This is a genomic window from Bilophila sp., assembly GCF_057864385.1.
This window is the reverse complement of the sequence record NZ_DBMAFI010000011.1, coordinates 77,157-95,260: the sequence shown is the minus strand read 5'-3', so window position 1 is coordinate 95,260 and position 18,104 is coordinate 77,157. Positions and strand designations below refer to the sequence as shown.

At 64.8% G+C, this 18,104-nt stretch carries 19 protein-coding genes and 1 pseudogene; 16 read left to right on the top strand and 4 right to left on the bottom strand.

Features of this window, described 5'->3' with window-relative positions; translation table 11 throughout:
• Window positions 1-75: 75 nt before the first annotated feature.
• The 3 genes and pseudogenes from fdhF to ACZM8Y_RS05545 form a co-directional block, all read right to left on the bottom strand.
• Window positions 76-1,998: a formate dehydrogenase subunit alpha gene (fdhF, locus tag ACZM8Y_RS05555; RefSeq protein ID WP_482330343.1), complete on the bottom strand. Its 1,923-nt coding sequence runs from the start codon at window positions 1,996-1,998 to the stop codon at window positions 76-78.
• Window positions 1,975-2,118, bottom strand: a pseudogene (locus ACZM8Y_RS05550) (hypothetical protein); the annotation flags it as partial. The gene fdhF and the pseudogene ACZM8Y_RS05550, both read right to left, overlap by 24 nt.
• Before the next feature lie 53 nt (window positions 2,119-2,171).
• Complete coding sequence (locus ACZM8Y_RS05545; RefSeq protein WP_482330340.1) at window positions 2,172-2,381, bottom strand: hypothetical protein; 210 nt, start codon at window positions 2,379-2,381, stop codon at window positions 2,172-2,174.
• A 44-nt stretch (window positions 2,382-2,425) separates the two neighbouring features.
• On the opposite strand from ACZM8Y_RS05545, the gene ACZM8Y_RS05540 reads away from it, so the two are divergent.
• The 16 genes from ACZM8Y_RS05540 to ACZM8Y_RS05465 all read left to right on the top strand — a co-directional run bounded on the left by ACZM8Y_RS05540 (window position 2,426) and on the right by ACZM8Y_RS05465 (window position 16,948).
• Window positions 2,426-3,547, top strand: coding sequence for a phage protease (locus ACZM8Y_RS05540; protein WP_482330339.1), 1,122 nt, complete (start codon window positions 2,426-2,428; stop codon window positions 3,545-3,547).
• Between the two features lie 324 nt (window positions 3,548-3,871).
• Window positions 3,872-4,816 (top strand): Mu-like prophage major head subunit gpT family protein, encoded by a 945-nt coding sequence (locus ACZM8Y_RS05535; RefSeq protein ID WP_479858667.1) that lies wholly within the window; start codon window positions 3,872-3,874, stop codon window positions 4,814-4,816.
• 141 nt (window positions 4,817-4,957) lie between these two features.
• Complete coding sequence (locus ACZM8Y_RS05530) at window positions 4,958-5,380, top strand: gp436 family protein (protein WP_302551471.1); 423 nt, start codon at window positions 4,958-4,960, stop codon at window positions 5,378-5,380.
• Window positions 5,377-5,826 (top strand): phage protein Gp37, encoded by a 450-nt coding sequence (locus ACZM8Y_RS05525; RefSeq protein ID WP_479858668.1) that lies wholly within the window; start codon window positions 5,377-5,379, stop codon window positions 5,824-5,826. The genes ACZM8Y_RS05530 and ACZM8Y_RS05525 overlap by 4 nt, the downstream gene beginning before the upstream one ends.
• 9 nt (window positions 5,827-5,835) lie before the next feature.
• Window positions 5,836-6,798 (top strand): phage tail tube protein, encoded by a 963-nt coding sequence (locus tag ACZM8Y_RS05520; RefSeq protein WP_302551469.1) that lies wholly within the window; start codon window positions 5,836-5,838, stop codon window positions 6,796-6,798.
• 208 nt (window positions 6,799-7,006) lie between these two features.
• The gene (locus ACZM8Y_RS05515) at window positions 7,007-7,360 is read left to right on the top strand and encodes a glycogen debranching protein (RefSeq protein ID WP_302551468.1); all 354 of its coding nucleotides are present in this window, start codon (window positions 7,007-7,009) and stop codon (window positions 7,358-7,360) included.
• The gene (locus ACZM8Y_RS05510; protein ID WP_302551475.1) at window positions 7,357-7,536 is read left to right on the top strand and encodes a hypothetical protein; all 180 of its coding nucleotides are present in this window, start codon (window positions 7,357-7,359) and stop codon (window positions 7,534-7,536) included. Before ACZM8Y_RS05515 ends, ACZM8Y_RS05510 begins: the two co-directional genes overlap by 4 nt.
• A gap of 9 nt (window positions 7,537-7,545) precedes the next feature.
• Window positions 7,546-8,736 carry a flotillin family protein gene (locus ACZM8Y_RS05505; RefSeq protein ID WP_479858669.1) on the top strand — a complete coding sequence of 397 codons (1,191 nt, stop codon included), beginning with the start codon at window positions 7,546-7,548 and terminating at the stop codon, window positions 8,734-8,736.
• A 35-nt stretch (window positions 8,737-8,771) separates the two neighbouring features.
• Window positions 8,772-9,770, top strand: a complete 999-nt coding sequence (locus ACZM8Y_RS05500) for a potassium transporter KtrB (RefSeq protein ID WP_479858670.1) — start codon at window positions 8,772-8,774, stop codon at window positions 9,768-9,770.
• On the top strand, window positions 9,767-10,906 hold the full coding sequence (locus ACZM8Y_RS05495) for a hypothetical protein (protein ID WP_489501644.1): 1,140 nt from the start codon (window positions 9,767-9,769) through the stop codon (window positions 10,904-10,906). Before ACZM8Y_RS05500 ends, ACZM8Y_RS05495 begins: the two co-directional genes overlap by 4 nt.
• Window positions 10,903-12,561 carry a hypothetical protein gene (locus ACZM8Y_RS05490; RefSeq protein ID WP_482330336.1) on the top strand — a complete coding sequence of 553 codons (1,659 nt, stop codon included), beginning with the start codon at window positions 10,903-10,905 and terminating at the stop codon, window positions 12,559-12,561. The genes ACZM8Y_RS05495 and ACZM8Y_RS05490 overlap by 4 nt, the downstream gene beginning before the upstream one ends.
• On the top strand, window positions 12,561-13,334 hold the full coding sequence (locus tag ACZM8Y_RS05485; protein WP_482330335.1) for a phage BR0599 family protein: 774 nt from the start codon (window positions 12,561-12,563) through the stop codon (window positions 13,332-13,334). Before ACZM8Y_RS05490 ends, ACZM8Y_RS05485 begins: the two co-directional genes overlap by 1 nt.
• 61 nt (window positions 13,335-13,395) lie before the next feature.
• Window positions 13,396-13,911 carry a C40 family peptidase gene (locus ACZM8Y_RS05480; RefSeq protein WP_337431373.1) on the top strand — a complete coding sequence of 172 codons (516 nt, stop codon included), beginning with the start codon at window positions 13,396-13,398 and terminating at the stop codon, window positions 13,909-13,911.
• Entirely contained in the window at window positions 13,902-16,229 is a 2,328-nt protein-coding gene (locus tag ACZM8Y_RS05475) for a phage tail protein (protein WP_482330334.1), read from the top strand. The genes ACZM8Y_RS05480 and ACZM8Y_RS05475 overlap by 10 nt, the downstream gene beginning before the upstream one ends.
• Window positions 16,230-16,347: 118 nt before the next feature.
• Window positions 16,348-16,632 carry a hypothetical protein gene (locus ACZM8Y_RS05470; protein ID WP_302551460.1) on the top strand — a complete coding sequence of 95 codons (285 nt, stop codon included), beginning with the start codon at window positions 16,348-16,350 and terminating at the stop codon, window positions 16,630-16,632.
• 109 nt (window positions 16,633-16,741) lie between these two features.
• Window positions 16,742-16,948 (top strand): hypothetical protein, encoded by a 207-nt coding sequence (locus tag ACZM8Y_RS05465; RefSeq protein WP_489501642.1) that lies wholly within the window; start codon window positions 16,742-16,744, stop codon window positions 16,946-16,948.
• Window positions 16,949-17,468: 520 nt separating this feature from the next.
• Here ACZM8Y_RS05465 and tpx read toward each other — a convergent pair.
• A complete protein-coding gene (gene tpx, locus ACZM8Y_RS05460; protein WP_302551459.1) occupies window positions 17,469-17,993 on the bottom strand; it encodes a thiol peroxidase in 525 nt (174 codons plus the stop codon).
• Between the last annotated feature and the right edge of the window lie 111 nt (window positions 17,994-18,104).

Genomic DNA, 18,104 nt, shown 5'->3' with positions numbered 1-18,104 from the left:
TCGGGGGAGGGGAGAGGGGAACTTTCTCCAGAAAGTTCCCCTCTCCCCTCCCCCGATATTCCCTTATCCTTTCCCCTACCTCGCCTCCTCCACACGCACGGGCGTGAGCTTCAGCGCGGGGATCTTGACCGTGGGGTCGAGATGCTCGTGGCTCGTGAGCGCGTTGGCGGGGCTCTCCGCGAAATGGAAGGGGAGAAAAACGGTGCCGGGCTGGAGATCCGCTGTCGTCCGCAGGCGGGCCACGATGGAACCCTGCCGCGAGGTGACGCGCACTTTCCAGTTGTCCTTGAGCCGCAAGGCCGCCGCATCGTCCGGGTGCATGTCAAGAAAAGCCTCAGGATACTCGCGATCCAGCGCCCATGAGCGCCGGGTCATCGTGCCGGTGTGGTAGTGGTGCGAGACGCGCCCGGTGAGCAGCGTGAACGGATAGCTTTCATCCGTGGCGCAGCCGAGATCGTCGGGCACGTCGTTGACCGTGAACAGCCCGCGTCCCCGCGTGAAGGATGCGGCGTGCAGATAGGGCGTGCCCGGATGATCCGGGGTCGGGCAGGGCCAGCACAGCCCCTGTTCCTCGGCAAGGCGGGTATAGTCCATGCCCGCGTAACTCGGAACCACCTGACGGATCTCATTGAAGATCTCGCGGGGCGAGTCGTAGTCCGCCCGCCCGCCGAGCGCGTTGATCACGTCGCACAGGATGCGCCAGTCGGGGCGGGCGCCGGGCAGGGGGGGCAGGACTTCGTTGATGAGCTGTACCCGGCGTTCGGTGTTGGTGAACGTCCCCTGTTTTTCGAGATAGCTGGCCGCGGGCAGGACCACGTCGGCAAGCCGCGCCGTGGGCGTCATGAAAATGTCCTGCACGATGAGGAAATCGAGGTTCCGCAGCCCCGATTCGACTTTCGCCGCGTCAGGATCGGACTGCATGGGGTTCTCGCCCATGATGTAGGCCGCCCGGATGCTCCCGTCGCGCATTCCGTCCATGATTTCGGTGAGTTTTTTGCCCTGCTCGTCGGCGAACGGCCCCCAGAGCCGGGCGAAACGCTGGCGCCCCAGTTCGGAATCCGCCTTGACGTAGCCGGGCAGGGTTTCGGGGAGCGCGCCCATATCGCAGGAGCCCTGCACGTTGTTTTGCCCACGCAGGGGGATGAGCCCGGTGGAAGGCCGCCCGATCATGCCGCAGAGCATGACGAGGTTCGCCAGCGCGCCGCAGGTTCTGGTTCCCGTTGCCTGCTGGGTGACGCCCATGCAGTAGAGGATGATGGAATTGGGGCCCTTGGCGTACAGCCGGGCCGTTTCCCGGATGGCTTCGGGCTGGAGGCCGGTGAGCGGCGCGGCCCATTCCGGGGTGCAGCCCTCCAGCGAGGCGCGCAGGGCGTCGAAATGCTCCGTGCGCCCGTCGATGAAGGCGTCGTCCTGCGCTTTCTCTTCAAACAAAATGACGTGCATCAGCGCGTTGACGAGCGCGAGGTTGCTGCCCGGACGGATGGCGAGGTGGATGTCCGACAGCGCCGCCACGGGCGTGCGCCGAGGGTCCACGGCAATGAGCTTTGCCCCGCGTTTCTTTGCCGCTGTGATGCGGGCGTAGGCCAGCGGGTGCTGCGCCGACGTGTTGGAGCCGATCACAAGGATGGTGTCGGCGAAGCGGATTTCCTCAAGGCCGTTGGTGGCCGCCCCTGAGCCGAATGCTGTAGCCAGACCGGCTACGGTGGGGCTGTGTCAGAGGCGTGCGCAGTGATCGATGTTCGGGGAACCGATCACGGCGCGGGTCAGTTTGGCGGCAAGGTAGTTCTCTTCGTTGGTGCAGCGCGCCGAGGCGAGCATGGCGAACTTGTCCGGGCCGTGTGCGCGGATCACCGCGCGCAGGTGTTCCGCAATGGCGCGGTAGGCTTCGCTCCACGAAACGCCTTTCAGCGTGCCGTCTTCCTGACGGAGCAGGGGCTGATCCAGGCGGTCGGGATGGCGCGCGAAGCCGTGCCCCTGCCATCCCTTGGAGCACAACATGCCTTGGCTGACGGGATGATCCGGCTTGGGCAGGACGCCGGTGATGCGCCCGCCCTCCACGGTCAGATACAGGTTGCACCCGCATCCGCAATAGCCGCAGGTCGTCAGGACTTTTTTCATGCTCCACCCCGAAAATTGTTTAGTTGACCAATCATAGATCCGTCGGTTTTCGCTTACAAGGCTTTTCGGCGTTTGTGAGGAAAATTTTTTACGATTTCGATTGTTTTTGTCGCGGAAGCTTTGTTTTTCGCCAAATTGCCGCCTCTTCCTTCTGCGGTGTGCCGCAGTGCGCCCCCTCGCCGCCCTTTTGCCGCTTTTTCCTTCTGGTTCAGCCTGTTCCATGCCTGATCCTTTCCGTTCTTTGTTTTTCCACCCGCTGACATCGTTCAACCTTTCTTGCGGCGCAATGCCGCGTAGGGTGCAGCCCATGAAGCAATCACCCCTACATCCCCTTTTATTGTCCGCGGTGGCGGATTCGTTCCGCCGGCCTTTCCCGGAGATCCGGCTTCTGCCCGACGGCGCGTTCGCCGCGCGCGACGGCAGGCCCGGCACGCTCACGGGAGGAAACCTCAACGCATGGAACCTCTCCCCTTCGGGCGCGGAACGTGTGCTCGGCCAATGGCGGCGGCGCGAGACGCCTCTGGTCATCGACTATGAGCACCAGAGCCTCAATGCCCGCCACAACGGGCAGCCCGCCCCGGCCGCAGGCTGGATCGAGTCGCTCCGGTACGAGCCGGGGCAGGGGCTGTTCGCGTCGATCCGGTGGACGGAAGGCGCCAAGGCTTTCATCGGACAGGATGAATACCGCTTCATTTCCCCGGTGTTCTCCTTCAACCCCCAAAACGGCGACGTGCTGGAACTGAAAGGCGCGGCCCTGACCAATGTCCCCGCGCTTGACGGGCTCGGCGCCGTCGCCGCGGCTGAGGAGCTCCCCCCATCCGACAACCCTCAACCGGAGACAGCCATGAATGCGCTCAATCGGCTGAAACAGCTCCTTGGCCTGCCTGAAGACGCCGCCGAGGAAACCTTGCAGGCGGAACTGGACAAGCTCGAATCCCTGCTTGCGCCCGCGAATCCTGCCGCGTCCGAGCCGTCCGCCGTGCCCGGACAGCCGCCTTTTCCCCATCAGGCAGATCCGCTGCCCGGCAGCGCCCGGCCCACGCTGTTCGACTTTTTGCAGGCTTGCCATCCTCAGGCGGCCCTGACCTCGCTGGTGCGCGCCAACACAGCCCTGCGCGAACAGCTTTCGGTGGCGCTCAGCGTCACGCAGGGCGATCACATGGCCCGGAATATTGAGGAGGCCGTGGCCGACGGGCGCTTGAGCCGTGGGCTTGTCGGCTGGGCCACCGCGCTGGGACGCCGGGACCCGGAGGCGCTGGAAACCTATCTTGCCGCCGTTTCGCCCATTGCCGCGCTCTCGTCGTTCCAGAGCACGGGCAGCCGCCCAGTGCTGTCGGCTCCCGCCGCGTCCCCGCTTTCCGATGAGGAGCGTTTTGTTTGCAGCCAGCTCGGTCTGAGCGAGGCGGAGTATCTCGCCGTACGCGGGTAGGGGGAGTTGGGGAGGGAAGACTGGGGAGGGGAGGAGGAACCTTTCTGGAGAAAGGCTTCCTCCTCCCCTCCCCAGACCCCACCCCTCCGCCTCCCAAGACTTTCGTAAGGGTCGGCGTCGGTACGGGCGGCTTGGAAAGCCGTTTCTTTCGCGCCTGTCCCCCGGTTTGGAAATGTAAAGGCAGGGGTTCCTTCCGCATCATCTTTCCATCAGCGAAGGCTTTTGGGGAGAGGAGGGGATCAGGGGGAGAGAAAACGGCGTTTTCCTTCGGAAGAGGCCCTTTTTCCCTCCTCAGAACCGTTCTTCATCATGAGGATATATCAAATGGCAGTAGTGACGAGTTCCCTTGTGTCGGCCCTGCGTGTGGGCTTCCAGCGTGAATTTCAGGATGCGCTTTCGTCCGCGCCGTCCCAGTGGGACAAGCTGTCCACCCGTGTGCCGAGCAGTTCGGCGGGCAACACCTATGGCTGGATCGGACAGTTCCCCAAACTCCGCGAATGGTCCGGCGACCGCTCCTTCAAGAACATCAAGGAGCACGGCTATTCGGTGATGAACAACCTCTACGAGGCCACCGTGGACATCCCCCGCACGGCTGTGGAGGATGACGACATCGGCGTGTATGCCCCGCTGTTCCGCGAAATGGGCTATGCCGCCGGGACGCATCCCGACGAGATCGTGTTCGGCCTGCTCAAGAACGGCACGTCCGGCATATGCTATGACGGCAAGGCGTTCTTTGCCGCGGATCATCCCGTGTACCCGAACGCGGACGGTTCCGGCGACGCTGAAAGCGTCTCCAACTGGCTGCGCCCCGCCGCCGTGGGCGAAACGGTCACCGACGGGACGCCGTGGTTCGTGCTGGATGTCTCCCGCCCGCTGCGCCCGTTCATCTTTCAGGAACGCACCGCCCCGGAATTGCAGGTCATCACCAACCCGGACAACGACTATGTCTTCATGAAGGACAAGATCCCCTACGGCATCCGTTACCGTTGCAACGGCGGGTACGGCTTCTGGCAGCAGGCCGTGTGCAGCACGCAGGAGCTGAACGCCGCCAATTTCGCCGCCGCCCTTGAAACCATGCAGGGCTTCCGCGCCGACGGCGGGCGTCCCCTCGGCCTCGGTTTCGGCGGTGAGGCCGGGACGATGCTGGTCGTGCCCCCGTCCCTCCAGTCCGCCGCCCGCCGTATCGTTTCCGCCGAGCAGGACCCCGACGGCGGCAGCAACATCTGGTACCGCGCCGCGACGCTGCTGGTCAGCCATTGGCTGATTTAACGGAATGAAGGCATGGGGAGGGCTTTTCTTGTGAAAGCGCCCTTCCCTGGGCTCCCCCGCACGGCTTCAGCCGGAGCAGGGGCGGAGGGGCCCGCCTCAGCCGAACGAAAATGGGCGGATCGCCGCCGGAGGCATTTCTGTATGGCATACGCCACGCTTGATCAGCTTGTGAGCCTGTTCGGGGCGGACGAAATCCGCACGCTTTCGGACAGGCGGGGCACGGGCGAACTCGACGAAACGGTCATTTCCGACGCGCTGGAGCGGGCATCTTCGGAAGTGGACAGCTATCTTGCGGATCGCTATGCGACGCCGCTTTCGGGCTCTGAGCCGATCCCGCCCGTGGTGGTTTCGGTCACCGGGGACATCGCCCGGTACCGGCTCACGGGGGGCGACATCCGCGACACCGATCCCATCCGCGAGCGTTACGTCAAGGCGCTCAACTGGCTGCGCGACGTTGCGGACGGCAAGGCGGGCATTCCCGGCCTGCCCCCTGCGGGAACGGAAACGCCGGGGGCCGTGCTGCTCGAACCGGGCACCCGCCCGTGGGATGGGGTAACGCCGTGAGCCGCACGCCGATGGAGGTTGAGGATGCGATCCTCGGATTGCTGGAACCGCTTAAGGAAACGCCGGGCGCGAAGACCGTAGCGGCGTTTCAGGGGCAGCCGGGCAAGGACACATGGGCCCGGTTGCGGCGCGGGTTCCCGGCGGTGCTGGTTCTGTACGCGGGTTCTCCCGCGTTCACGCCTTCGGGCCGCCGCCTTGAGGAGCGCATGGAGTTCGAGGTTTACGTCATGGATAAAAGTTACCGCTCGGAAGCAAGCGGCCAAAAGCCGGAACCGGGGCACCCTGGAACCTATGCGCTGCTTGCCGCGGCGCGGGAGCGGCTCCTCGGCGTGCCGCCCCTTCCGGGCATGGGGCCGTGCCTGCCGTCCTCTATCCGGGGGTTCGTTCTGGATGGGGCCAGCGTCTACCGCATGACCGTTTCGACCATACACAATATTGCACTGTAAGGATTGGATATGGCTGCAAGTCCGCAGACAAGGAATTACCTGTACGGCAAGGGCGAGCTGTTTTTCCGCGCCGTGGGGAGCGAGGGGTACGACCATCTCGGCAACGCCCCGGCCTTCACCATCAGCCTGACCGAAGAAAAGCTGGAGCATTTCAGCTCGATGAGCGGCACGAAGGCCAAGGATCTCCAGCTCGTCACCCAGAAGGGGGCGGCCGTGGCCTTCACGCTGGAGGAATTCACCACCGGGAACATCCTTCGGGCCTTCAAGGGCGCGGCGGTGGCGAAGCAGATGCAGGCCGCCGCAACGGTATCCGGGCAGGCGATCAACGCCAATAAGGGCCTGTATACGTTCGTGGGCAAGGAAAGGCTCGGCTTCACGCGCTTGGAGCACGGCAAGGTGACCGGGGGGACGTTCGCGCCCGGCTCCTCCGTGGTGGGCTCGACGTCCAGCGCCACGGCGACCGTCGCCTATGCGAAGGACGGGGCTTTGGAGTGCGTGAACGTGCAGGGGGCTTTTGTGCCCGGCGAGGAGATCGCCGCCTCTGCAATCAAAGCCACGCTGCAGGGCATCGCCCGCGTCGCCGACGTGGTGCTCACGGATAAGGCCGATGAGCCGACCGTCCGCTACCGTCAGGGCGTCGATTACGATCTTAATGCCCGCACCGGGCTGCTGCGCGTCCGCGAGTCCTGCTCCGCCGACACGGTTTTCCTGACCGCGGATTGCGAGTCTTCCGACGAACAGCTTATTGATGCGCTGACCGCCAGCGACGTCACCGGCGAACTGCTGTTCGTGGGCCAGCCCGATCAGGGGCCGGGGCTTGTCGTGCAGTGCTGGAAGGTGACCCTTTCGCTCAGCGGCGAGGTCGGCCTCATCAGCGAGGAACTGGCCTCCATCCCCATGACCGGCGAAGTGCTCGCCGATGATCTGAACCATCCCGAAAGCCCGTTCTTCCGGGTGCGCTATCTCGGATAACCATAAAATCTATTGTGAAAATAAGGGAAACCTTCCCTGAAGAACGGCCTTCCTTTTTTTCACTTCACCTCCAAGCGGCAGGGACTTACTCCGCGCCGCCTCCCCACCAGCCGAAAGTCTTGGGAAGGGAGGGGGCGCGGGGGAGGGAGAACCTTTCTTCAGAAAGGTTTCCCTCCCCCGCATCATTTTTTCCCGACAAGGATACCCAATGCGAAAATCAACCGAATTCACGATGGAAAACGACAAGGGCACCCTGAACGTGCGCCTTCAGGAACTGACGGTGCGCGAAGTGCTGGATATGTGCGAGCAGTTCGGCAAGGGCCCGCTGGTGCATGATCTGGAGCGGCTGCTGCCGAGGATGTCCAACCTCACCACCAATGACCTCATGGACATGACGCCCGGCGAGCTTGAACTGCTGTGGGAGCAGGTCAAGGAGGTCAACGCGGCTTTTTTCAGGATAGCCGGGGCGCTGGGCTTCGGCAGGGTACTGGAGGCGTTCCGGGCTCAGTTGCGCGGCGATCTGATGGAGGCGGCCCTGAACGGGAACTCCTCCGCGCGGTGATGCGGCTGGCGGGGGCCGGGCACAGGGACGTGTTTGAGTACGGCTGGAGCGCGTTCGCCGCGGCGCTTGAGGCCGAGGCGCAGCGCCGGGACGAACGCATGAAGGACGCCGCCCTTGCCCTGCGCGTGGCGCTGCACGCGGACGGGCGGCAGTTCAAAGCCTTTCTGGAAGCATAGGAGCGGGACATGGGACATGGCGGCTATACGCTGGAACTCAGCCTCAAGGATTCGGTTTCCGCAGGGTTGAAGGATATGGGCCGGGCACTCTCGAATGTGCGGGAACTGGTGGCCTTGCTCCGGGCTGATGTCTCCGCGCTGAACAAGGCTTCGGGGCAGGCCGTTTCCGGGCTGGATCTGGGGAAGCTGGCGGAAGGGGCCGCCGAGCGGATGGAAGGGCTGTCCAGGGGGGCGCTTCGGGAGCTGGATGCGGCATTCCGGGACAGTGGCAAGGCGATGGCGGAGTACTACGCCGAGCGGCGGCGTCAGGCGGGAGAAACCGCTGACATGGAGCGGGAAAACGCTTCGGAACAGGCCGAGCGGATGGCGCAGGAGCTGGAAGCCCGGAAGGACGCGTATCAGGCCGAGCTGGAAGCTTTTGCGGCGCATGGGCGGAGCTGGGCTGAGGAGCGGCGGGCGCAGGCGGATCGGGAAGTGTCCATCAAGGCTGAGCAGGCGGAGCGCGAGAAGGCGATCGACGCCCAGCGGCTTGAAGGGGCGTTGTCGCTGGCCGGCGGCATGGCGGACGCCATGAAGCAGGCCTATGAGTCCGGCCTTGCCCAGAGCAAGGGCGTGTACCAGCTGTATCAGGCTCTGGCCATCGCCGAGGCCACCATCAGCACCTACAAGGCCGCTCAGGCCGCGTATGCGCAGGGGATGGAGTGGGGCGGCCCGGTGGTGGGCGCAATCATGGCCGCCACCGCCGTCGCCGCGGGCATGGCCCGCGTTGCCGCCATCAAGGGTACCCAGCCCAAGGGGTTCGCGTTCGGCGGGCTCATCGGCGGGCAGGATAAAGGCGAGCGGGCGGACAACGTGCTGATCCGCGCCACGCCCGGCGAATACATGCTCGACAGGCCCACGGTGCGCCATTACGGGGTATCGGCTTTGGAGGCGCTGCGGCGTCGGAGCGTCCCCCGCGAACTGCTGGAGCCGTTCGCGTCGCCGCGCCTCCCGGCATCGGGGGGCAAGCGCACGGCCTATGCCCTCGGCGGCGAGATCGGGAGCGCCTCCCTGACGGAGGGCGGCAGGGTGTCCGGCAACGAGGGGCTGACCGTGATCAACGTCATGGATTTTCAGCGTGAATTCGATCGGGCGCTGGCTTCAACGCGGGGGCGGCGCGTGCTCATCAATATTTTGGGCGAGGAAGGGATTGCCCCCTGACGCCCTGCGCGGGCCGTGCGCCTGAGGAGGAAAGAATGGCATTCAGCGGCAAGATGACGGCGGCCAGCCATGCGGATCTGTTGGCCAAAGTGACGGACTTCATCACGGGCGAGCCGGGCACGCCGGGCCGCGACTGGACGGCGGCGCGCCGGGATTCGCTGGAATGGGGCCCGGCGGCGGTCTTCCGCAATACCGGGCTGGCGGGTTCGGAAGAGGTGTACGTGGGGCTTTATGCCGCGACGTACGCCGACGGCGTGAAGGGCGGGCTGGTCTGCAAGGTCTACAAGGCCTTCGACGGCGCGCCGGGCGGAACGGGGTTTCTGGATACGGCCTACGGCAACGGGACGGGGCAGGGCGGGACGCATGCCTTCCTGCCTTGCTGGAATGCCGCCATGAACGTCTGGATCTGGAGCAACAAGGCGCGCGTCGCCATCGTTGCCGAGTGCAACGGGATGTATGCCAACGCCTATTTGGGGCAGCTCCGGCGTTTTTCGCTGCCGGGCGAGAACCCGTGGCCCCTGGCCTGCCTGACGGACGGCTACACGAGCCTGTGGCAGTACACGACATGGCACGACGACGCCGCAAGCACGGGTTCGCGCGACGCGGATCAGCACAGGCGGAATCTGGCTTTCGTGCGGCGGGGCACGTTCCCCCTGGGAGGGAGCTTTTCCTCTTATCACGCCTGCCATCAGATTTGCAGGCCGGACGGCGTATGGACTTCGCATTTCGCCATTTGCCCCACGGCCAGCCTGCTGGGTTTGTCGAGCGGCTATGAGACGGACATGAAGATGGACACGCAGGGGGCGGGGATCGTGTTCCCGGAAGGGACGCCGCGCCTGCTCCTGCCCATGTACGTCATCCAGCTTGAGGATACGGGCGGCTATGCCGGGGCGTCGGCCATAGGCGAGATGTACGGGGTGCGCTGGGCCCCCGACGCGCTGGCCGGCGTTGAAAGCGACGTGGACGGCTACACCCTCTTCCCCGACGTCAACCGGGTGGAGTGGCATAGCTTTATGGCCATAGGAGACGAATGATGGCGCAGCCATGCAAGGTTTTCAGCTACACGAACGTAGGGACGGAGAAAGGCGTGCTCGCCAACATCGCCGGGGCGGCGCAGGCCGGGGGATGGACGGTGGACAAAAACGCCGTGGATGCCGAAGGCGAACTCTACCTGCACAGTACGGGCGGCGGGAACCGGCAGCTCTATTTTTCGCTGCGGCTTGTGCAGGCGCACGACAACGCGGAGCGCTTCCTGCTGGCCGTACACGGCAACACGGGATTCGACGCTTCCGCGGCATGGGACGCGCAGCCGGGCCGGTTCACCGAAAGGCTGGCGCACGGCTATTGCTCGCGGGCGACCGGAAAACCCGTCTGGCTCAGATCTCCGGGGAAATACAGCATCACGTCCACGGGCTGGTGGATTTTGCCGCCGGTCGCCGAGCAGATCGTGCTGGTCTGCCCGACGTTTATTATGACGGCGATGCGGGTGGTCTACACGTTTTCCGACGGGGCCGATACGCCGTATTCGGGCTGGGTGCCTCTGATGTTCGGGGCGGCGGACGGCGGGGCGGATGAAACGGAGCTCAACATGGTGCTGTGGTCGGCGTGGAGCGCGAACAGCGCAATGGGGCTCATGCTTTCCGCGCTGTATGCGGCCCAGAGGGACGTCGGCAACGAGTATTATTTTTGCAACAACAACTACGGCAATGTGGGGCTGCTCTGGAAGGGGGCCAATGTCGAAACATTCCCGCCGGAAGGCACCTACGGCTATACGGCGGGCACGCCTGCGCCCAGTGTGGTTCGCACCAGCGTCACCGTGCGCAGCGTCATCGGGAAGGTGAACACCGACTACAGCCTTGCCGGGGCCGTCAACGCAGGGGGGAAAACCATAACCCCTACGCACAAGGGCGCGGTCTGCGCATCGGTTCCCCAATACAACGCGGCGCTCCTCCAGAACAGCGGGACGCTCCGGCACATGCTGATCAAGCCGCTGCTGTACGTCTGCAACGGCGAGGACGTGCGCATCGCGGGCGAGCTGCCGTATTGGGCGGTCAGCCTGCAAGGGCTCAAGCCCAAGGATCGCATCAGCATCGGGGGCCGGGTGTTCATGGTGCTGCCCGACATCTCGGACTCGGACGCCATCGGCCTCGCCGTTGAGGTGGAAGCATGATTTCAGAGGTGCTGTGGCCGCGCGCGGGCGGCGTCCCGGAGTGCTCCTACAGCATCCCCGGAACGTCGGGCGCATGGGCGGGCGACGCCCCGCACCGGGGGGACATGGTGCGGCACGAGGCCACGCCGCTGCCTCGGCCCTCGGAACGCCGCATGGCCGAGAGCGTTGCGGATCTCATTTACGGGCAGATCCATCTGTATCCCACGGAAGCCCATCTGGGGCTGCTTTCGGGGATGGAAACGCTTGATGTGGTGCTCTGGAACGCGACGTTCGTACCCGTGCGGCTTGTCGGCGTCAATAGCGCATCGCCTGCGGGCACGGCCCTTTCCGGCTTCCGTCCGGGGGTGCTGCCGCCCACCGGCGCGCTCAAGGGCCTTCTCACCGTGCTGCCTTCCGGCCCGGCGCAGCAGGATACGACGTATACGTTCGTTACCGACATCGGGGAACGGAGCCTGACGATCACGGCGTCGCGCCTGCTTCTGTTTCCGTTCTGGCCCGATTGGTCGGACGGGCTGGAGATCGATTATGCGTTCGATACCGTGCTGACGCGGGGGGAAAACGGCGACGAACAGCGCCGCCCGCTGGCGAAGCGCCCCCTGCGGACGCTCCGGGCCACGATCTGGGGCGACGGCGTGAACGGGCAGCGGCTCCACCACCTTGTCCAGTACGGGAAAGACCGCGTGTTCGGCGTCCCCTTGTGGCAGGAGGCGCTGGATGTGGCGGGCATCGACGCCGCCCGGCAGGTGCTCACGCCCGGCAGGGATTTCGGGGACTGCTGGAACCTGACGCGGCTGTGCAATTTGATCATGCTGCACGAACGCCGGAGCGGTACGTTTATGGCCTGCTCCCTGCTTTCAAAAGATCCGGCGGGCCGGACGCTCTCCGTGGCTGCGCCGGTTCCCGATGTGTTCGCGGAGGGCGCCACGCGGCTGGTTCCGTTGTTCACGGGCATCCTGACGAGCGCGGAGCCTGCCGTGGTTTCCGACGGGATGGAAACGTGGTCGGTGGAATTCCGCGAACTGGCGGGCTCGCAGCCAGCGCTGGGGGCGTTGCCCCGCGTCCCGTCCGAGTCCGGCGCATGGCTCTGGCCGCACCGTCCCGACTGGTCGGGCGACGGCGTCGGCGGCACCTCGTCCCTGCTGCGGACGCTGCGCACCGTGCGCGGCGGCGTGATGGAGCTGGGCGCCCGGAGGGACGTGGCCCCAGCGACGCACCGCCAAAAGTACCTGCTGCGGGAACCGGATCTCGCCGGGCTGCTGGATCGGGCCACAGCCCTGCGGGGACGGTGGAAAGCCCTGCTGGTGCGCGATCCGCGCCGCTGTTTCACCCTGACCCGCGGGGCCGCGGCGGACAAGGCGATCCTGTACGTGTTGGACAACGGCGCAAAGGACGGCTTCATCCCCAACCAGCGGCTGTGGATCGCCTTGCCGGGCGGGGATGTCCTGAACCGCCGCCTTGTGGCCGTGGAAGATGCGGGCGTGGGCGAACTGGCGCTGCACCTCGATTCCGAGCCCGGCGTGGCCGTACCCCCGTCTTCACGGGTGGGGCGGGAGTATTACGCCCGTTTGGATACGGACTGCGTAACCGTCCGGCACGAATCCGCCGGGGTTTCCCGGTGCGAGCTGTCGTTCCACACCCTGCCGGAGGAAAGCTGATGCGTACAGAATTGCCTCAGATTGTAGAACTTTATGAAATCATAGCCGACACCGTACATACGCTCACGACCTCGCGGGAAACCGTCCTGTGGCGTGGGGCGGAATGGACGCCCGCCGCCATCGAGCGCGGCGAACTGCGGGGCAGCGTGGACGGCAAAGCCGCCACGGTGACGCTGACGGCGTGCATGGATACGCTGCTCACCCGGTATCTGGCTTCGCTGCCCATCCTGCCGACGCGGGTGAACATTTATGAGCACGAACCTGAGGGCGGGGGCACGGTGCAGGTTTTCGGCGGCGTGGTGCTGGAGGTGATCCCCGGCGCGGACGCCGCGCAGGTTTCGGTCAACTGCCTTTCGTCAAGCTGCATCCTCGATGCCATGCTGCCCCGCATGATCTATTCGGGGCAGTGCCAGTTCGTGCTGTTCGATTCCGGGTGCGGGCTGGCGGCGCAGTCATGGGGCGTGGCGGCGTCCGTGTCCGTGGACGGGCATCTGCTGACGTCGCCGTCCTTCGCCGCGTACCCTGATGGGTATTTCACGCGCGGGTACGCGGCGGCGGGAGGGGATTTCCGGTTCATCGTCGCGCATGTCGGGGACACGATCACGCTTCAGCTGCCCTTCGATTCCCGTGTGGGCAGCGGCGGAACCGTGACGGCATACCCCGGATGCGACGGCTCGCCCGCCACCTGCCGGGATCGCTTCGGCAATTCCGCCCGGTTCGGCGGCTGCGCCTCCATCCCAAGCCGGAACCCCGCCGTTTGGGGATTCAAATAGGAAGCCGGAGGGGGCCTTCAGGGGAAGGCGCTTCTTTTCCGTTTCCAGAGGGAGGATCGTTATGGACTATTTCGGCAACGAGGCCGCGTGGGAAGCCTTCCGCGCTGAGGCGGAGTCATGGATCGGGACACCCTACAGGCATTTGCAGCGGTGCAAGGGGCGCGGCGCGGACTGCACGCTGTTCGTCGGGCAGGCGCTGCTGGATGCCGGGCTGCTGACCCGTCTGGAGTATGGCTACTACCCCCGCGACTGGCACGAGCATACGCGGGACGAATACGTGCTGGAGGCCAGCCACAGGCACATGCGCGACTGTTTGCGTCCGGGGCTGGGGATGGCTTCCCTGCCTGTGGATGCGCCGCTTCTGCGGGGCGACTGGCTGGCGTTTTCCACCACGGAGCGCCGCGTGACCAACCATTGCGGGCTGGCCTGGCCCTGTAGCGGCGGCGGGTTCCAGATGCTGCACGCCATCAACGGCAGGGGCGTGTCGTTTACGCCGCTCGGAAACTGGTGGCTGCGGCGCATGACCCGGCATTTCCGCATCGTCGCCGCTGAAACGGGGGCGGGCGCATGGGCGTAGGGCTTGCCATCGCCGCCGTGACCATCGGGGCGACCGTGGCGACGGCGCTGTTCGCCAAGGGGCCGCGCTCCATGAAGGGGGCGGACATGGCCCCGGCCAACCTCGACGCCTTCCGCCTGACCACGGCTGAGGAAGGGACGGTCATCCCCCGCGTGTTCGGCACCGTCAGGCTGCCGGGAAACCTGCTGTATTACGGCAATCTTTCCAGCGAGCCGGAGTATGAGGAAACCGCCGTGGGCGGCAAGGGCGGCAAAAAGAAAAAGCAGAAGGTGCTGCAAGGCTACCACTACCGCATGGACGTGTGGCAGGGCATCGGCATGGGGCCGCTGGAACTTGTCGGCGTCTATCAGGATGATCGGCTGCTCACGGAACAGGGCGGGGCCATCCCGTGCGCCGAGCAGGTCTGGAACGACGGCACGGGCGCGTTTTATCCCGTGCAGGCCGGGCCGTACGCCAGCCGCCTCCCCGGAGTGGCCCATGTCTGGCTCCGGCAGTTCTATCTGGGCTTCAACGTGTCCATGATGCCGACGCTGCATTACGTGGTGCGGTTCTGCGGGGATATCCCGCTGGAGCACGCCATCCTGCCCAACGGCGTGAACCCGGCGGCGATCATCCTCCAACTGCTCCTTGACGCCGGGGCCTCGTGGCCTTCCATCGACAAGCCGAGCTTTTCCGCCGCCGCGTCGTTCTGGGCGCAGAAGGGCTATGGCCTGAACATCGTGTTCTCGCGCCAGAAACCCGTACGCGAGCACATCATGCAGGTGCTTGGGTTCGTGGGCGGCTGGCTCGTCGAGCGGGCCGACGGGACGCTGTCCCTGCGGGCCCCCGATCCTGACGCGGCGCCCTCGGCGGTGCTCGGCGAAGGCGATTTTCTGGAAGGCTCCTTCTCCTTCAAGCGGGCGGCGTGGGATACGACATGGAACGATCTTTCCGGCAAGTTCACCGACGCGGCGCAGGACTATTCCGAGCGCGCCGTGACCGCCAACAACGCGGCTTCCATCCAGCTCCTTGGGCTGCGGCGCAAGAAGAGCGTGGATCTGACCGCCTTTACCGACCGCAGCGCGGCGCAGCGGCGCATTGAGGAGCTGCGGGACGTGGAGTCCTACCCGGCGGCCTCGTTTTCGTTCGACGTGCCGCGTGATTATGCCCACATCGAGCAGGGGCAGATCCTTGAGATCACGCACCCGCGTTTCGGCCTTTCCGGGGTACGGGTGCGCGTGCTGGAAGTCGTGCGCGGGAACCTGTCCGAAAACCGTATCTCGATTCAGGCCAAGCAGGTTGTGGAACGGCTGTCCGGGACATTCGTGCCTCCGGGGGAACCCCTGCCCGATCCGATGGCCCAGCCGCCCGCCGTATACCCGCCGGTCACCGGCATCCCGCCGTGGTCGGCCCCGGATCTCTCGCCGGTTCCCCTGCGGCATACGCGGCTTTTCGAGCTGCCGCGGAACCCGGAAACGGGTTCCGAACCCACGGTTCTCGTGCTGGCGGCGCGGGAGCTGCTTTCCGAGGAAGGGCTGCTCGTGGAGCGTTCAGCCACGAACGCCGACTACAGCCCCGTTGGGCTGCTTTCGGCTCCGTGGGCGCAGTACGGGACGCTTGCCGAGGCGTACCCGGCGGATACGCTCGCCGTGGACGACACGCGGGGGCTGCTGTACCGGCCCTATAAGGAAGATCCGTCCTTCGGCCCGGTCAGCCGGACGGAACTGTTCGGGGCGCGGCGTATGGCGCTCGTCGATGATGAGCTGATGCTGTTCCAGACGGTCGTGCTTGAAGGCCCGGAGACGACCCGGCTCTCCGGCGTGGTGCGGGGGTACATGAATACGCCCATCCAGACGCATGCGGCGGGGGCGGCGATCTGGGTATTCCGGCATCCGGGTGAGGAAAATACGGTGCAGGGGCTGCCCATAGGCACCCATGCCGTCAAGCTGCGGCCTGTTTCGGGAGATGAGGTGCTTGGCGCGGATCGGGTGGATGGCCTGCCTTTCGCCGTAACCGGAAAGGCGATGTTCCCGTGGTCCGTCGCCGGGCTGCGGGCGGTGCGCACGGGGGATTCCGTCGCCGTAAGCTGGAGCCCGGTGGACGTCGCTTTCGGCGGGGCCGGGACGCGCACCGAGAACGGGAACGAGCCGGTGCCCGCCGGGTTCTCCGGGGATTTCGTCCTTACGGCGGCGGGCGCGGACTATGCGGTCAACGGCACGTCCATCACCCTCACGCGTCCGGGGCGCTTCACGCTGTCCGTGACGGCGCGGCAGCTTGGGTATGTTTCCCCGGCGGCATCCGTCACTGTGGAAGCGCAGGACGGGGAATACGTGGCCTGAACCGGGCATTCCAATGGATAAGAAGGCAACGGCCTGTTCCCCGTGGCCGGAGTTCCGGGCCGTCCGGCCCTGCGGTTCCTGAGGGGCGGCCCGATAAGACAAGCAAGGAGAAGACGCAATGGCGAGTTTGACCCCGACCGGGCTTGAGACGATCACTTATGGGCAGCAAGGCTGGAACGCCATCGTGACGGCGAACATGCAGCGCCTCAATGCGTGGCTTGGGAAGCTGCTCCCGCTGATGGACAACCGGAGCCGCACGGAGGGGGCCGTCCCCGTGTGGAACGCCGACAACGGCAACTGGGAGCCTTCCAACGCGGTGCAGTCCCTGCAAACGGAACTGGAGGCCCTCAAGTCCCGCGTGGCGGCGCTGGAGGCAGCGGCGGAAGGGCAGCCTTCCGCCTAGGGCGTGTTTACGCTATACTGAATTTTTTCAATGATTGAATGTGATTGACGAAAGATGCGGCATCGCCCGAATTGAGGGTAACCATTTGCAAAAGGCTCTGTCATGGCATGTGGTTGTTTCATCTCCACAGCACTGTGAACATACAGCCTTTTCTCCAGCTTTCCCCTTGGTGGAGTTCATGGCTGAGGCATTTTGTCGGTTATCCCTGTGGAACTTCAAGGAAAAAAGCATCAACCATTTTCTAGAACACAGCCTTTTCTTTTTGCGTGAACAGGCCCTGGGCCGTGTTGTTATTTTTTGGCTCTGTTCAAGTTAACGGTTGATAAAGAGAAGTATGCTCCTTTAACCGCCGGAGGCGCGAGCGTCAGTGAACTTTGAGGAAGTCCCCCGCCGCATGGCAATGCGGCATGGGAGGGGGGCAAGGAGCGGCGAAATGTCTCGCGAAGCGCGGTCGAGAGCGGCGAAACCGCGCGAGACGAAGCGCCGTCAGCCGCTGCCGGAGGATGCCTTTCACCGCGCTGGAAGTGCGTCCGCCTTCACGGCAGCGAATGTTCCGCTGAAACAGGGGCAGATGAACGACCTCTGATTGCCGTATCAGCCGGAAACTTTAACACAGCCTATTTTTACATATAACTAATTGAAATTATATAAAATAATTTTTTGTGGCTTGAAAATGGTTAAACAATTGTAATGGATTATATCTAGTTGACGACACGGCCCAGAACAAAGGCCGCCCCTGAGAGATCAGGTGCGGCCTTTGCCGTATCATCCGGCAGGTCTCGGAAGGAAGGAAAGGGAGACCCGGCGGGGAGGCTGGTTCACGCCTTTTGGCGGAACTATTTTTCAAGGCAGGCTTTCACGGCCTCAAGAGCGGCTTCAAAATCGACGTCGTGGGTGACTTCCTTGACGAGCTGCTCGTAGGCGATGACGCCGTCGGCGCAGATGACGAACACGGCGCGGCTGAGGAGGCGGAGTTCCTTGATGGCGACGCCATAGGCCGTACCGAAGGAAAGGTCGCGGTGGTCGGAGAGGGTTTCGACGGCATCGACCCCGGCGGCCCCGCACCAGCGGGTCTGGGCGAAGGGGAGGTCGCAACTGATGGTCAGGATGCGGACGTTGTCGGAAAGCTTGGCGGCTTCGGCATTGAAACGGCGGGTCTGCATGTCGCAGACGGGCGTGTCGAGGGAAGGAACCACGCTGATGACCAGCACCTTGCCCTTGTAGTCGGCCAGCGTGCGCGGGGTGAGATCATTGGCCAGCACGGAGAAGTCCGGGGCCGCTTCGCCGACGGAAACGCCCTTGCCGAGAAGGGTCAGGGGATTGCCTTGGAAAGTGATGATGCCGGTGCGTTCCTCAATCATAATAAGCCTCCATCCCCCAAAAAACGGGAGCGTAGCGTTGTTCTGTGATGTAGGAAATAAGAGTACCCCAAACCTGATGGCCTGTAAATAGAAATAATTCCTGATTAGAAG